This window comes from Proteus sp. Marseille-Q3619 (assembly GCF_965283115.1).
Window position 1 is genome coordinate 791452 of sequence record NZ_CBDIMP010000001.1, and the last position, 15201, is coordinate 806652.

14 protein-coding genes are annotated in these 15201 nt (G+C 38.6%); 4 read left to right on the forward strand and 10 right to left on the reverse strand.

The genetic code is table 11. The features are described 5' to 3' along the window. Nucleotides 1-59: 59 nt before the first annotated feature. The 5 genes from ACWPWK_RS03730 to yfbV all read right to left on the reverse strand — a co-directional run bounded on the left by ACWPWK_RS03730 (nucleotide 60) and on the right by yfbV (nucleotide 5348). Nucleotides 60-1409, reverse strand: a complete 1350-nt coding sequence (locus ACWPWK_RS03730; protein ID WP_109374119.1) for a hypothetical protein — start codon at nucleotides 1407-1409, stop codon at nucleotides 60-62. A gap of 194 nt (nucleotides 1410-1603) precedes the next feature. After that, entirely contained in the window at nucleotides 1604-3433 is a 1830-nt protein-coding gene (locus tag ACWPWK_RS03735; RefSeq protein ID WP_109374118.1) for an SLC13 family permease, read from the reverse strand. A gap of 109 nt (nucleotides 3434-3542) precedes the next feature. Continuing rightward, complete coding sequence (locus ACWPWK_RS03740) at nucleotides 3543-4205, reverse strand: sugar phosphatase (RefSeq protein ID WP_109374117.1); 663 nt, start codon at nucleotides 4203-4205, stop codon at nucleotides 3543-3545. 53 nt (nucleotides 4206-4258) lie between these two features. Further along, nucleotides 4259-4753 carry a YfbU family protein gene (locus ACWPWK_RS03745; RefSeq protein ID WP_088495118.1) on the reverse strand — a complete coding sequence of 165 codons (495 nt, stop codon included), beginning with the start codon at nucleotides 4751-4753 and terminating at the stop codon, nucleotides 4259-4261. Between the two features lie 139 nt (nucleotides 4754-4892). Further along, entirely contained in the window at nucleotides 4893-5348 is a 456-nt protein-coding gene (yfbV, locus tag ACWPWK_RS03750) for a terminus macrodomain insulation protein YfbV (protein WP_069367978.1), read from the reverse strand. Nucleotides 5349-5740: 392 nt separating this feature from the next. On the opposite strand from yfbV, the gene ackA reads away from it, so the two are divergent. The 3 genes from ackA (at nucleotide 5741) to ACWPWK_RS03765 (ending at nucleotide 9708) form a co-directional block, all read left to right on the forward strand. Beyond that, on the forward strand, nucleotides 5741-6943 hold the full coding sequence (ackA, locus tag ACWPWK_RS03755; RefSeq protein WP_109374116.1) for an acetate kinase: 1203 nt from the start codon (nucleotides 5741-5743) through the stop codon (nucleotides 6941-6943). 77 nt (nucleotides 6944-7020) lie between these two features. Further along, nucleotides 7021-9165, forward strand: a complete 2145-nt coding sequence (pta, locus tag ACWPWK_RS03760) for a phosphate acetyltransferase (protein ID WP_109374115.1) — start codon at nucleotides 7021-7023, stop codon at nucleotides 9163-9165. Nucleotides 9166-9564: 399 nt separating this feature from the next. Further along, the gene (locus ACWPWK_RS03765) at nucleotides 9565-9708 is read left to right on the forward strand and encodes a Hok/Gef family protein (protein ID WP_109374114.1); all 144 of its coding nucleotides are present in this window, start codon (nucleotides 9565-9567) and stop codon (nucleotides 9706-9708) included. A 72-nt stretch (nucleotides 9709-9780) separates the two neighbouring features. Here the strand turns inward: ACWPWK_RS03765 and alr are convergent, their stop codons facing one another. From alr to ACWPWK_RS03785, 4 genes are all read right to left on the reverse strand, one after another. Then, nucleotides 9781-11004, reverse strand: a complete 1224-nt coding sequence (alr, locus tag ACWPWK_RS03770) for an alanine racemase (protein ID WP_109374113.1) — start codon at nucleotides 11002-11004, stop codon at nucleotides 9781-9783. 192 nt (nucleotides 11005-11196) lie between these two features. Then, nucleotides 11197-12453, reverse strand: a complete 1257-nt coding sequence (locus ACWPWK_RS03775; protein WP_109374112.1) for a PTS ascorbate transporter subunit IIC — start codon at nucleotides 12451-12453, stop codon at nucleotides 11197-11199. A 10-nt stretch (nucleotides 12454-12463) separates the two neighbouring features. Beyond that, complete coding sequence (locus tag ACWPWK_RS03780) at nucleotides 12464-12751, reverse strand: PTS sugar transporter subunit IIB (RefSeq protein WP_069367973.1); 288 nt, start codon at nucleotides 12749-12751, stop codon at nucleotides 12464-12466. 29 nt (nucleotides 12752-12780) lie between these two features. Further along, entirely contained in the window at nucleotides 12781-13224 is a 444-nt protein-coding gene (locus tag ACWPWK_RS03785; protein WP_109374111.1) for a PTS sugar transporter subunit IIA, read from the reverse strand. A 227-nt stretch (nucleotides 13225-13451) separates the two neighbouring features. On the opposite strand from ACWPWK_RS03785, the gene ACWPWK_RS03790 reads away from it, so the two are divergent. Then, the gene (locus ACWPWK_RS03790) at nucleotides 13452-14498 is read left to right on the forward strand and encodes a LacI family DNA-binding transcriptional regulator (RefSeq protein WP_109374110.1); all 1047 of its coding nucleotides are present in this window, start codon (nucleotides 13452-13454) and stop codon (nucleotides 14496-14498) included. Here the strand turns inward: ACWPWK_RS03790 and yfcD are convergent. Next, nucleotides 14495-15037 (reverse strand): NUDIX hydrolase YfcD, encoded by a 543-nt coding sequence (gene yfcD, locus ACWPWK_RS03795; RefSeq protein ID WP_099073791.1) that lies wholly within the window; start codon nucleotides 15035-15037, stop codon nucleotides 14495-14497. The genes ACWPWK_RS03790 and yfcD overlap by 4 nt on opposite strands. Nucleotides 15038-15201 lie beyond the last annotated feature (164 nt).

Consider the following 15201-nt stretch of genomic DNA (forward strand, 5'->3'; position numbering starts at 1 on the left):
AATCACTCACCTTAAAAATTGAAACTGCACTTTAATTTTTATTGATTTAATAATATGAATCAATCTTCATTATTAACTTTGTTTTCGTCAGAAGACATATTCTTATCATCCATATCTGCTGTTTCTGTTCCATCTGCTATTTCTGTTCCATCTGCTATTTCTGTTTCATTTTTTATTTTGTTTTCCTGTTCCATTTTCTTTACCAGTGCCGGTGCCACTTCATTTATCTTTTCCATTATCTTTATATTGTCTGCTAAAATCCTTACTGTATTAGATTCAAAACTGTTGATCAAACCTGCTGTTAATTTATTTAGTTTATCGATTTTGCTATTATCTTTACCAATAACTAAATTTCTTATTCCTTTCATACCTCTAATAAATACATTACTTCTATTAACACTTTTTACTTTCCCCATAGCAAGCCTTATTATATCATTTCTATTTATTTGAGTTTTTTTCTTATCATTTAATGTTTTGTTAATTGCCAAATTAACTTGCTCTAATCGCTGTTCTGGGTTTAATGAGGCGGCAAAAGTTAATCCTGTGTCTTTTATCATTTGTTCAAAAATGCTTTCGGCTTGCTCTAAACTAATATGAATTTCAGCATAATTAATATAATTTTCAGCAACATTTTGGAAGATATCATGTATATTTAAATTACTTTCTTTTCTAACAATATTTTTATTTTTAAAATCATTAACAAGTTCAAAAAGATCTTCTATTTTTTTATCAAATTTATTTGACTCCATTATTTTTAATATATTTTTCGCTCTATTTGTGATATTTAGTTTATTTTCTCTAGCTTCTATATACTCTTTGTATTTCTTCCTTAAATACTGCTTTACATCATAAGAAGAACTATTCTTATCATTATTTTCTAATATATGAAAAATTATTGCCTCATCTGCATTTTGTAATTCTAGTAAAATAGAAAAATCAGTCATTGCCTTTGATGATTTATTATGAAACTCAGGTGCTAATGAGGTGAAATTATTATAATCTGATAATACCTGTCTAGCCAAAAGTTTAGTATCATCATGATTATTAATCGGTTTAGTAAAAAAAACAGACTTATCAGTAATAGCCCGACTTATCTGCGCTAAATCATTGCTAACACTTTGAGTTTCATTTTCATTAGGTTTATTCGGAAAAATAAGGTTTTTATTATTCACTCTTGTTGTTAATTTACCTTGAATATTTTTTTCTATTTTTAACTCTTTTATTTTACTAATTAATACTTTATTGATTTCTTCTGATTTAATCTTATTAAAAATAGCTTTACATTCCTCCGTAGTATTTTCTACGCCATTTATACTATTATTAATTTCATTAAATTCACCAGATCCATTAACTTCATTAATTTTATTTGAATGTGAAATAGGTGCACTGCCATCTATTGAATTAAGCATTATATATTTCTCTCTTATTAAAATTATTTATTAACTCAAGAATATGACTATACTTTTTTTCTAAAAAAGATTTTCAAAAAACACACACCCATAGATATGGCACATACATCAAATAAAAAACCACCGTTCAATAAATAAAAAACGCTGTTTATTAATTAACAAACAGCGTTTCAGCAAAACAAAAGTATTAATATTTAGAATGGAAATAATAACGGGATCAAGAAGACACTAATAAACATCACAATAATAGTAAATGGCACACCAATCTTAATAAAATCGGCAAACTTATATCCCCCGGGTTCAAGAATAAGCGTATTAACAGGGGATGAAACAGGCGTCATAAATGCCGCGGATGCAGCAACACCAATCACCATGGCAAACGGTAATGGTGACACATTCATTTGATTCGCAGCAGCGATAGCAATTGGTGCCATTAATACCGCCGTTGCCGTATTGGAAATAAACAACCCAATTGATGCACAAAGTATAAATAAACACACCAACATCACTTGAGGGCCAGCACTACCCGCAACATCCATTAAACCATTAACAATAAGCTCTATACCGCCTGTTTTTTGTAATGCGGCAGCAAAAGGCATCATACCGACAATTAAAATAATACTTGGCCAATGAATAGAGCGATAAGCACTTTCCATATCGATACAGCGGAATTTACCCATTAACAAGCAAGCAATTAAGGCTGCAATAAAATTAGGCACTTCATTCGTCACCATTAACGCCACCATTAATGCTAACGAAAACAGTGCATGAGGAGCTTGAGATGAAGCAGGGGCAACAGTTTCAATTTCTGCTGCTAAATTTAACACGATAAAGTTACGTGGTTTCGTCGAAAGAATACGGATTAATTTCCAATCACCAATCACCAATAACACATCACCAAGGCGTAATGGCTCATCGACAATTTTACCCGGTAAGGCACTTCCTTCACGACGAATAGCAACCACGTTTAGTCCATAACGGGTACGAAATTTAATTTCTCTTAATGATTTACCTAATAATTCGGAATCAGGATTCATGGATACTTCAGCAAGCCCTACATCACGAGATTGTTCAGAAAAATATTCACCTCGCAATACCATTGGCTCTAATAGCTGTTCACGGCAAAACTCACGTAAATCGACATCACTGGCTGACATATCAACCAATAAAACATCACGCTCTCTTAATTCAGTGCCACCGGTTGCACTAACCATAACACGCCGAAAGCGCCTCCAGCGTTCAATACCGACAACGTTTGCACCATAACGAGAACGTAAATGTAATTCATCAAGAGAATGACCGACTAGCGGAGAACCTTTACGAATGGCTAAACGACGAGCACGCCCAGCTAACTGATAATCACGAATAAGATCACGGAAAGTCCGACGATAAGCTTCTTTTTGCTTACCATTATCGTTATTTCCTAGCCATCGACGTACCACCAGCATATAGAGAATGCCTGCGAATAATACGGCGATACCAATAGGTGTAATGGAGAAAAACTGAAAACTCGGTAAACCTTCTCTGACTAATTCACTGTTAACAACCATATTAGGTGGTGTTGCCACTAAGGTCATTAATCCACTAATAAGTCCAGCAAAGCCTAACGGCATCATTAAACGACCTGGCGATGTTTTCATTCGAGCAGCAACACTCAATACAACAGGAATAAAGATGGCAACAACACCTGTTGAACTCATGAAAGCACCTAAACTTGCAACGCATATCATTAATAGCACAAGCATTTTAACTTCACTGCTACCCGCGACACGAACTAGCCAGTCACCCATTTGATAAGCCACACCGGTTCTCACTAACCCTTCGCCAATAACAAAAAGGGCAGCAATCAGTAATACGTTAGGATCGCTAAACCCTACCGTGGCTTCATTTAATGAGAGTGTACCGCTAAGAACGAATGCGATGATGACAAGTAAAGCGACCACATCCATGCGGATTTTGTTGGTCGTAAAAAGGACAATAGCTATCAATAGCAGGCTTAAAACCCATAATAATTCGCTATTCAAAATGGCCTCGATCAGCAATAAGTGAAAACAGTTTAAGACATCAATTCACTACATTGATAAGTAGACCATTTTTACAACAATAAATCTTCTAATATGATCAAAGAAAAGACTATCTTTTGTGCGTTATTATTACTTTTTCAGCTTGCTTATCGATTTGAATATCATTTAAAGAATCAATAATTAAGTGAATCTCATTACGGCGAGGGAGAGAAAGAGGGGCATGAACGGCAACAACTTGGCATCCCGCATCTAAACCAGAGTAGATCCCCGCAGCTGCATCTTCAAAAACCACACAATCTTGTGGTAATAATCCCAATTTTTTGGCACCTAAAAGATAAGGCTCAGGATTAGGTTTACCTTTACTAATACATTCCGCTGTAACCCAATGCTTAGGTTCTGGAATACCCGTAACAGATTGGCGTGTTGTTGCGATCGGAACCGTACCTGATGTGACAATCGCCCATGGAATATTTAAGTCATTAAGGCGATTAATTAACTCAATAGCCCCCGAAAGCGGGGCTAAACCTTCTATTTGTGTTGATTCTAATTTCTCTAACCAACGAAATGTCTCGGTTATCTCTTGTTCGGTGGCATTAGGCATAAAATGGCGAATCGACTCAATAGCAGGCTTTCCGTGGATGTAGTCATTAATCTCTTGTGTTGATACACCGACACGCTCACCAAATAACGCCCAACAATGTTCAACAACGGGTAATGAATCGACTAATGTTCCATCTAAATCAAACAGAAAACCTTTACATGTGATTGCCATATTTTATGCCTACTTTTACCTTATAGTGATGCGTTAACCATTATGTACTGCAATTACGCATTAAGTATTTGCTGGATTTCAACGGCGCTAAGGTGATATTGGCGAGGGCATGCTAACCAAACATTAAGCATTCTTTGGTATTTTTCCCACATTGGTGTTTGAGAGTTAAAACCATGACTGCCACTATCGAAATGCGTGTAACGCCCTTCTGTATTCACCATAAAACGCACATAGCTAAGATAGCGGGATTCTGTCGCCGCATCAAAGCCTATAAATGCGACACGTCGAGCATCTGGCATCTCTTGTTCTTTTAAGTTATCACGAGAAACTTGCAGTGCATGGTACATTTCCATGACGTTAATAATGGTACGGCAAGTCTCTTCTGACATTTCATCGAAGTCACGATCAAGTTCACGTAATTGTAATCCATAACCACGTTCAATAATTGTCTGATAGCGACGATAACGTTCAGCGTTATCAGGATCCATCATAGTCATCATTTTATACTGATTAGAGAGGATCAAGCGTTGTGCGTGTGTCATTTCCATCATTAATTCTCCAAAGAAATCATTGAGGAGAGCATGACATTAATCAAAAGTATTGAGTAGTGCTAACTACGCGTTTTTTGATCTCAACGGGGTAATTCAGATGACAATAATGACAAACGAAGAAGGTAGAACAAATGTTCTACACATCATCAAGAAAAGAACGATCCAGTTGCTTAAAAGCACGTTTTAATAAATGGGCTAAAGAAAGGTAAGTCGGTGTTTGCTCAACAGGTGCTAAAGCGATACCTGCTTCTTCAAATTTCTCACGAATTTCATAAAACCAGCGCAATAACGTAGCAGGAAGAGGCGTTGCTGCACGCTTGCCTAACCACCATAATCCTTGCATTGGCAAGCTACAAGCAAAGAGCGCTGTTGTAATTGCTGGCCCTAAATTGCCGCCTAATGCGATTTGCCATGTCATTGTAAAAATGGCGATAGGTGGCATATAGCGAATACCAAAGCGCGTGGCTTTGACAATACGATTTTCAGGGAAAACAGGCGCTAACTGCTTTTCAACCGGCCAGGTTTTTAAATACTCGTTACCCAAACGAAGCTTCTTAAAAAAGCCGGGGGGAGTCACTGTCGGTTCGCTCATAATGACCTCAATCAATTTCTTTTGTAACTTTTAAAAAATATCTATAAAGAATAAAAATCTTTTAGTAGAATTAAGTATATTTTGTCTTTGTTGCCTTTACTCTGTATCCTGTGCCCATTCTAAAGGTTTGTGGCAATAAAGCGCTATATTTTGTTTGCCGGCGTGATTTTCAACCCTTTTCGCCGATTTTAACGCGAAAAGTTAATGGGTGAATAAAAATCGTCCAATTAATGATTGGCAACTATAATTAGCATCAAGTTTTTTACTTTAAGCATGATGCGCGTCATTAATGTCATCATAGGAATGCGATAGGCTTTTATGATTGACGTTTTATTAACCACCGTCTTTATAATATAAAAGACACTACGACAACAAGATAAATAGGTAATTCCATGTCAAGTAAGCTGGTGCTGGTACTGAACTGCGGTAGTTCTTCTCTTAAATTTGCAATTATCAACCCAGAAAATGGTGATGAATTCCTGTCAGGTTTGGCTGAATGCTTCAACCTTCCTGAAGCCCGCCTGAAATGGAAAATGGATGGCCAAAAACACGAAGCTGCGTTAGGCGCAGGCGCTGCTCATAGCGAAGCATTAAACTTCATCGTAAATACTATTCTGGCTCAAAAACCAGAACTTTCTGCACAAATCGCGTCTATTGGTCACCGTATTGTTCATGGTGGCGAGAAATTCACTAAATCTGTCGTGATCACTGACGACGTTATCAAAGGTATTGAAGCAGCAATCCCATTTGCACCATTGCATAACCCAGCTCACCTTATTGGTATTGAAGAAGCACGTAAGGCATTCCCTCATTTAATTGAAAAAATGGTTGCTGTATTTGACACTGCATTCCATCAAACAATGCCAGAAGAAGCTTATTTGTATGCTCTGCCATACAGCTTATATAAAGATCACAGCATCCGTCGTTATGGTGCTCACGGAACTAGCCATTTCTTCGTTTCTCGTGAAGCCGCTAAAATGTTAAACAAACCTGTTGATGAACTGAACGTAATCACTTGCCATTTAGGTAATGGTGGTTCTGTTTCTGCTATCGTTAATGGTAAATGTGTTGATACTTCTATGGGGCTGACTCCATTAGAAGGTTTAGTCATGGGTACTCGTAGTGGTGATATCGATCCTGCTATCGTGTTCCATTTACATGATGCTTTAGGCATGAGCGTTGAAGACATCAACAAACTGCTGACTAAAGAATCTGGTCTATTAGGTTTAACAGAAGTCACTAGTGACTGCCGTTATGTTGAAGATAACTACGACACTAAAGCAGATGCTAAACGTGCAATGGACGTTTACTGCCATCGTTTAGCGAAATACATCGGTTCTTACTGTGCACTGATGGAAGGTCGTTTAGATGCTATTATCTTTACTGGTGGTATCGGTGAAAACGCAGCAATGGTACGTGAATTATCACTGAAAAAACTGGCTCTGTTAGGTTTTGAAGTTGATCATCAACGTAACTTAGATGCACGTTTCGGTAAATCAGGCACTATCACTACCGATAACAGCCGTCTTGCTGTTGTTATCCCAACTAACGAAGAGTTAGTTATCGCTCAGGACGCAAGTCGCCTGACCGCTTAAGTTCTTTGATGTACTGCCAGTGTAATACTGGCAGTACTGTTTTACATAACGAGCAACCGATATTTAAAGAGGTTTCCGTGTCCCGTACAATTATGCTAGTCCCAACTGATACACGCGTAGGTTTAACCAGCGTCAGCTTGGGTGTTATCCGTTCTATGGAACAAAAAGGCGTTAGCCTGAGCGTGTTCAAACCAATTGCACAACCTCGTGTAAAAGGCGCGTTAGATCAGACAACTGCGATTATCCGCTCTCACTCCACTATTCAATCATCAGAACCTTTAAACATGGATTATGTTGAGTCTCTACTCAGCTCAAACCAAAAAGATGTTTTGATGGAAGAAATTGTTGCTAGATACCATGAAAACACCGCTGATGCAGAAGTTATTCTCATCGAAGGTCTGGTACCTATGCGTAAGCACCCTTTTGCACAATCATTAAACTATGAAATTGCAAAAACATTAGGTGCTGAAATTGTTTTCGTTACTGCATTAGGTAACAACACTGTTGAACAGCTAAAAGAGCGTATCGAATTTGCGCGTGCTGAATTCGGCGGTGTAAAAAACCAAAATATCACAGGCGTTATTGTTAACAAACTAAATGCACCTGTTGATGATCAAGGCCGTACTCGCCCTGACTTATCTGAAATCTTTGATGATTCAAGTAAAGCGATTATCTCTAATGTCGATTTAAAAACCATCGAAAAAAATAGCCCACTGCCTTTACTGGGTTGCATTCCATGGAACTTCGATTTAATCGCCACTCGTGCAACAGATATGGCAAAACACTTAAATGCGACTATCGTCAATAAAGGCGATATTGAAACCCGTCGTATTAAGTCTGTTACTTTCTGTGCACGTAGTATTCCACACATGTTAGAGCATTTCCGTCCTGGTTCACTTTTAGTGACTTCAGCGGATCGCCCTGATGTATTAGTTTCAGCATGCCTTGCAGCAATGAATGGCGTTGAAATTGGTGCAATCCTACTAACAGGTGGTTACCAAATCGATGCACCAATCAAACAACTTTGTGAACGTGCATTTGAAACTGGCTTACCAATCTTTATGGTTAGTGCGAACACTTGGCAGACCTCTTTAAATCTGCAAAGCTTTAGCTTAGAAGTTCCTGCTGATGACCATGAACGTATTGAAAAAATTCAGAACTACGTTGCTCAACATATCAATACACAATGGATTGATTCACTGACAGCGAACTCTGAACGCCCTAACCGCCTATCACCACCAGCATTCCGTTATCAGTTAACAGAACTAGCACGTAAAGCGAAAAAACGTATCGTTTTACCTGAAGGTGATGAGCCACGTACTGTCAAAGCAGCAGCAATTTGTGCTGAACGTGGTATCGCAACTTGCGTACTGTTAGGCGATCCTGAAGAAATTCGTCGTGTAGCAACTGCACAAGGTGTTGAATTAGGTACAGGCATTGAGTTAGTCGATCCTAAAGAAGTCCGTGAAATCTATGTGCCTCGCTTAGTTGAACTGCGTAAAAGCAAAGGTATGACAGAGGTTGTTGCTCGTGAACAGTTAGAAGATAACGTTGTTCTTGGCACATTAATGCTGGAAAAAGGTGAAGTAGATGGCCTAGTTTCTGGTGCTGTTCATACTACCGCTAACACTATTCGCCCACCATTACAGTTAATCAAAACTGCACCAGGTAGCTCATTAGTGTCTTCTGTGTTCTTTATGCTGTTACCTGAACAAGTTTATGTTTATGGTGACTGTGCAATTAACCCAGATCCAACAGCAGAACAACTGGCTGAAATCGCAATTCAATCTGCAGATTCTGCAATTGCATTCGGTATCGACCCACGCGTTGCGATGATCTCTTATTCTACTGGTAACTCTGGTGCAGGTAGCGATGTAGAGAAAGTTCGTGAAGCGACACGTTTAGCACAAGAAAAACGCCCTGATCTGATGATTGATGGTCCTTTACAATACGACGCGGCTGTTATGGCTGACGTTGCTAAATCTAAAGCGCCAAATTCACCTGTTGCAGGTAAAGCGACTGTATTTATCTTCCCTGATCTGAACACCGGTAACACTACTTATAAAGCAGTACAACGTTCAGCTGACTTGGTTTCAATCGGACCAATGTTACAAGGTATGCGTAAACCAGTGAATGACCTTTCTCGTGGTGCATTAGTGGACGATATCGTCTACACCGTTGCGTTAACAGCAATTCAAGCAAGCCAACAAGAAAACGCATAATTACTGAAGTTCGCTTCAAATAAAAAAACGCCAGATGATTGATTTCATCTGGCGTTTTTTTATTCTACAGATTTTTAATTTACTAAAATTCGAAGCAGTGTCAACATCGATTCTGTCTCCTTTATAAAGGAGTGTCAAGAAAAATCTCGCATATACCTCCCCAATACAAATACAACTAACATATTGATTTCAATCGTTTATTTATATTGTTTTATTCAAAAAAAGATAGAAATGAGGTAGGTTTCTGTTAGTATGCAGGTGGGTGCTTGGATCATTTTGGTTCAAGCATTAGTGAGAGCCAAAAAGACGAAAGCCCCGAATTCTATTTTATTAAAATCCGAGGCAGTCTCAAACCAGACAACTTGATTCTGTCTCCTTTATAAAGGAGTGTCAAGAGAAATGGCTAAATTTGCCCTGATGGGGCTGATTGCTGTCTGTGTGACAGCACTGTGTTTATCATTACTTAGACATGAAAGATTATGCTCTTTCAATATTCGTAGTGGTCACACAGTAGTTCAAGCGACTTTATCTTGCGATAAATAGCTTTGTGGGGGAACTTTCCCCCACAATTTCTCATCACACGTTGTTGCGTTTTGTGGTTACAAGCACCCTACTTTAATCCACTAATACCCGTTGATTGGTTGCACCCCATAAAATCGACATTTCCGTAAACAGTGCGCCACTAATATCTTCAACTTCTTCTGCCGTAATTTCGCTATTGCCTTGCTTACCAAAGAATACGACTTCATCCCCTGATTTGATATTTTTAAGATCTGTAATATCAACAATCACCGTATTCATTGACGTTTTACCTAAAACAGGCACACGTTGGCCACCAATTAAGGCATGTCCAGCATTACTAAAAACTCGACGATAGCCATCTGCATAACCAACAGGAATATTAGCTAATACCGAGTCACGTTTTAGTGTGTAAGTACGGTCATAACCAACAGTATTACCTTTAGGATAATAATTGATTGAAGCAATATTCGATTTAAACGTCATAACACGTTTGTAATCTGTACTTGCGATAGTATCGCCATAGAAAATTCCGCCCACACGCACCATATCTAGCCATGATTCAGGTACGGTAATTGTGGCGAACGTATTTGCCATATGCAGAGTGACATCTTTACGATTTAGTCCTGTAACATCCAATACTTTTTGTGATTGCTGTTTAAAACGAGCAAGATCTTCTCTTACTTTATCAGCATCTTCTTCAGGATAGTGAGACATAATGCCAACCACTTTAAGGTTAGCTAATTGAGCAATTTGCTTCGCCTCTTCAAGCCCTGCATTATTATTCACTTCTAATCCATTACGAGACATTCCACCTGAATTTAAAGCTAAATGAATAGGGATCACTCTATTTTGTTGTTTAGCAATGGCATCTAATTTTCTAGCCATATCTAAATTACCAATCAATTCCTCCACGTTATAGCTTGTTGCCTGAGCCATCTCTTGCTCTGTGGCATTACGTACACGCATTAAACGACCTTGGAATCCTAGATCACGAACTTCTTTTAGCTCTTGGTTATTCGTTACGCCAATACATTGCACATTATTTTCAATCATAACAGGTGCGACTAATGATAAATCATGACCATATGCATCGCCTTTTAAAACGGCACAAAGAGAGGATTTATCACCTAAAAGTGATTGTACTTTCTTCACATTAAAATCGAGCGCACTACGTGAGATTTCAATCCATGAGTTATTCACGATTGCAGGTTGAACCTGCGCCGTTTGAGTCACGGGTGGATTGTGATTAATCGGTTGTTGGCAAGCAGTGATAACAAAAAGTGGTAACAACGCAAGATATCGAATACCAAAAGACATCTTCTTTTTCCTTAGTGATTGTGATGTAAACCTATTTTTATAATTAATTAGGTACGAAAATATACACACAGTGAATATTCACTCAGGATAATAGCATTATTATTCATAAAATAAACATATTAATTCATATAAAAAAACGCCCCAATGAATTAATTTCAATGAGGCGTTTATCTATCTTAATTCTTAAAACAATCAGCGAACAATAATACCTAACAGAATACCAATAACACCAAAGTCTGCATCACTAAATGTAGTGTTAGCAATACCGATATCGCCAAGTACAGGCAAGAGGAATACAGGTAAGAAGGTAATTAATAAACCTTGAGCAAAGGCACCTAAAATAGCACCACGACGTCCACCGGTTGCATTACCAAAGACCCCCGCTGTTGCACCTACAAAGAAGTGAGGAACAACACCTGGGATGATCACCGTCCAATCTAAGGCATAAAGAATGAACATACCGATAACGCCAGCGGCAAAGCTACTTAAAAAGCCGACCAATACCGCATTAGGAGCATAAGGGAACACCACTGGACAATCTAAAGCGGGTTTTGCATTAGGGACTAACTTATCAGAAATACCTTTAAATGCTGGAACGATTTCAGCAATCACCATACGTACACCTTGCAGAATAATATAAACACCTGCTGCAAAGGTTATGGATTGCATCAATGAGAACATAAACCAGTTTTTGCCACCACTGACTTCACGAACGAAAGCATCGCCCGCAAATAAACAGGTAATGATAAAAATAATACCCATTGTAAAGGCGATGGCAACAGGCGTATCACGTAAAAATAGTAAACTTTTAGGCACATTCATCTCTTCGGTTGAATGCTCTTTATTACCAAATTTACTGCCGATAAAACCAGCAACAACATAAGAGATAGTCGAGAAGTGTCCTAATGCCACATCATCAGAACCGGTAATTTTTTTCATATAAGGATGAGCAATGGCAGGGAAAAACACCATTGAAATCCCAACAACTAATGAACCTACCGCAACTAATACTGAGCCTTCTAAGCCTGCTGTTGCCAAAATAACCGCCACCATCATCGACATAAATAATGTATGGTGACCGGTTAAGAAAATAAATTTCCATGGCGTTAAGCGTGCAATTAAGATATTGATCAACATGGCAAAAAACATAATTAATGCCATCTCTTTACCAAAGCTCTTTTGTGCAATAGAGACAATCGCCTCATTATTTGGCACAACGCCTTGAATACCAAATGCATGTTGGAAAATTGTTGAGAAATCACCCAGTGAGTTGATAACTAACCCTGCACCTGCGCCTAAAATAACAAAACCCATAATGGTTTTTACGGTGCCTTTAATACATTCTGTAACTGGTTTTTTTTGGGCAATTAAACCAATCAATGCGATCAAACCCACTAAAATAGCAGGCTCTGAAAGCACATCACTCATTAGAAAGCGGAAAAAGTCCATGATAGGCTCCTTATAACGCGCCTAATTCACGTAATGCGACTGAAAGCTTCTCTTTCATCGCCACTTTATCAATCATGTTATCCAGTGAAACAACTTTTCCATTTACCGCTTGTGAATTGAGTTGCTCTGCAATATCACGGGTGCCAACATAGATATCACTTGGAGTACCTTTTGCTGATCCCAGATCAACATGATCGACTTCTGCATTCACAGAAAGATCTTTTAGGATACTTTTGATGCTCATTTCCATCATTAAGCTACTACCTAAACCATTTCCACACACAACAGTAATTTTCATGATATTCCCCTCGGTAATTTAAATCGTCATTAATAATTGTTGATAACGGCTAATACATCCGCTTTGCTTTTCGCATTAAATAGCTTTTGAATATCTGCATCGTTATCAAAAAGTTCGGCTAATTTCACAATGGCATTAATATGACTATCGTTATCTGTTGCAGCCAAAACAATCAGTAATTTCACCGGATCGTTTTCATCAGCACCAAATTCAACACCTTGCTCAACAATCGTTAATGCAAGAGAAAGTTGATTAACACCATCTTCAGGACGAGCATGAGGCATCGCAATACCGGGGCCTAAAACATAATATGGCCCTATTTTTTCGTGTGATTTGTAAATTGCATCGATATAACGAGGTTCAATACAACCTTTATCAATCAATGGCTGACATGCCACTTTGACTGCATCTCTCCAATCGATAACGTTTGGAACCACTTGCACCACATCGGGCGTTAATAACGTTTTAAGCATACTTGCAACCTCGATAAGACTCTCTATGAGCTTCGTTATTAAGGATAGTAATCATTAATGGTAGCGCTATCTAGATAGATCATTCGTAATTGTGATAGCGCTATCATTTTAATGAAATGTTAATTGCAGAAAATGCCAACAATTGACACTGTATTGTTTCAGCATAATAGGAAGATTTCAGGTAGGATCTGCGGTTAATAAAATAGGCTAGGCAAGCATAATAACAAATGATCAAAACACGTAAGCGCCGAAATACAGGTCGCGTCACATTACAAGATGTCGCTAAACATGCAGGAGTCGGATCGATGACCGTCTCTCGTGCATTGCGAACCCCTGAATTAGTTTCTGATAAGTTACGAGAAAAAGTTAATCAAGCAGTAGAGGAACTTGGCTATATTCCTAATGCCTCGGCAGGTGCTTTAGCTTCAGCACAAAGTCATATTATTGCGGTACTGTTGCCCTCCTTCACAGATAGGGCCAGTGCAGATTTTATGCAATCTTTACAACAAATACTCAATCGCCATCAATATCAAATTTTAGTGGGTTGCTATGAGCACCAACCTCACAAAGCCAGTGATGTGATTAATATGCTGTTGCAAAGTAATCCTGCCGCATTAGTTGTCTTTGGTTCACAGCTTAGCCCAACTCATTTTTTGCATATCAGTAATGCCAATGTGCCTGTTGTCAGCGTTGCCAGCCAACCAGATGAACAAGCCGCTATTAGTATTGATTGTTCTTATGAGCAAGCGGCATATGATTTAACAAACCATTTAGTCACCCGAGGAAAGCGTTGTATTGGCTATATTGGTGCGTTACAAGGACAACGCCTGCACCACCAGCAAATAACCGGTTGGTCACGAGCGTTACTCAAAAATTATTTAAATGCTGAGCAAAGTGTCACTACACCTGATCCCGCATCTATGGCATACGGTCGACAAGCATTAACAGAGATTTTATTGCGCCAACCCGAACTAGATGCGGTCATTTGTAGCCATGAGAGTATTGCACTAGGTATGATTTTTGAGTGTCAACGTCGATTAATTAAGATCCCACAAGATCTGGCTATCGCTTGTTTAGAAGGCTCTGAAAATAGTGATCAGATATCCCCTTCTCTCACATCAATTCGTTTTGATTATCACAAAATGGGAAAAGAGGCAGGAAAACATCTGATAGCACTTTTACAACGTTTAAGAGACGAAGATGATAACGCTATATTCGAAGATACCGTTATCAACTATGCTTATCGATTTGAGTTAGGGCAAAGCACCCCTTAGTCCACAGTTTCTCTACTTTCTAGGCGTGTACTGTTGTTACGTGTTAACCAAAGAGAGAGGGCTTTTAATGAATCAGGCGTGAATTCATCACAGCGCTCAGTAATTTCAGAGGGAGTTAACCAACACACTTCCTCAATTTCTTCTGCTTGCAGTGCGAAGGGTCCATGAGAAACACAGCTAAACAAGCTTCCCCATACACGGCAACTTTCATCATCATAATAAAATTGACCATGCTCAGCAAAAGGGACTCCAGCAATACCTAACTCTTCTTCTGCTTCACGACGCGCACTTTCAAGTAAATTCTCACCTTGCTGAACCACACCACCCGCAGTAGCATCTAACCAACCAGGATAAAAATCTTTTATTTCAGTTCGACGCTGCGCCAAGATTTTCCCCATTCCATCATGAACAACGATATAAGTTGCTCTATGTCTTAGATTTTCAGCTCGCATTTGTTGACGTGTTGCTTGTGCAACGACTTCATTTTTATCATCAACAATATCAACCCATTCAACCAATGCCGTCTTTTCTTGTTCCATCCTCAACAAACCTTTTTTAACCGATACTAAACGATCGTAATTTTTATCCTGAATATACCAAAATCACTATTTTTCACCACTACAATAATCATACGTGACTTGTTTTATCCATCTTGCGCTTTTTTGCTTTTTATGATGTTAAAAGGCAGACTGTGATTATATTG

Bases quoted from the DNA above. Each gene is read 5' to 3' on its own strand.
- ACWPWK_RS03730 (WP_109374119.1), bottom strand. From the start codon at position 1,409: ATGCTTAATTCAATAGATGGCAGTGCACCTATTTCACATTCAAATAAA.
- ACWPWK_RS03740 (WP_109374117.1), bottom strand. From the start codon at position 4,205: ATGGCAATCACATGTAAAGGTTTTCTGTTTGATTTAGATGGAACATTA.
- ACWPWK_RS03745 (WP_088495118.1), bottom strand. From the start codon at position 4,753: ATGGAAATGACACACGCACAACGCTTGATCCTCTCTAATCAGTATAAA.
- yfbV (WP_069367978.1), bottom strand. From the start codon at position 5,348: ATGAGCGAACCGACAGTGACTCCCCCCGGCTTTTTTAAGAAGCTTCGT.
- ackA (WP_109374116.1), top strand. From the start codon at position 5,741: ATGTCAAGTAAGCTGGTGCTGGTACTGAACTGCGGTAGTTCTTCTCTT.
- ACWPWK_RS03765 (WP_109374114.1), top strand. From the start codon at position 9,565: ATGGCTAAATTTGCCCTGATGGGGCTGATTGCTGTCTGTGTGACAGCA.
- alr (WP_109374113.1), bottom strand. From the start codon at position 11,004: ATGTCTTTTGGTATTCGATATCTTGCGTTGTTACCACTTTTTGTTATC.
- ACWPWK_RS03775 (WP_109374112.1), bottom strand. From the start codon at position 12,453: ATGGACTTTTTCCGCTTTCTAATGAGTGATGTGCTTTCAGAGCCTGCT.
- ACWPWK_RS03780 (WP_069367973.1), bottom strand. From the start codon at position 12,751: ATGAAAATTACTGTTGTGTGTGGAAATGGTTTAGGTAGTAGCTTAATG.
- ACWPWK_RS03785 (WP_109374111.1), bottom strand. From the start codon at position 13,224: ATGCTTAAAACGTTATTAACGCCCGATGTGGTGCAAGTGGTTCCAAAC.
- ACWPWK_RS03790 (WP_109374110.1), top strand. From the start codon at position 13,452: ATGATCAAAACACGTAAGCGCCGAAATACAGGTCGCGTCACATTACAA.
- yfcD (WP_099073791.1), bottom strand. From the start codon at position 15,037: ATGGAACAAGAAAAGACGGCATTGGTTGAATGGGTTGATATTGTTGAT.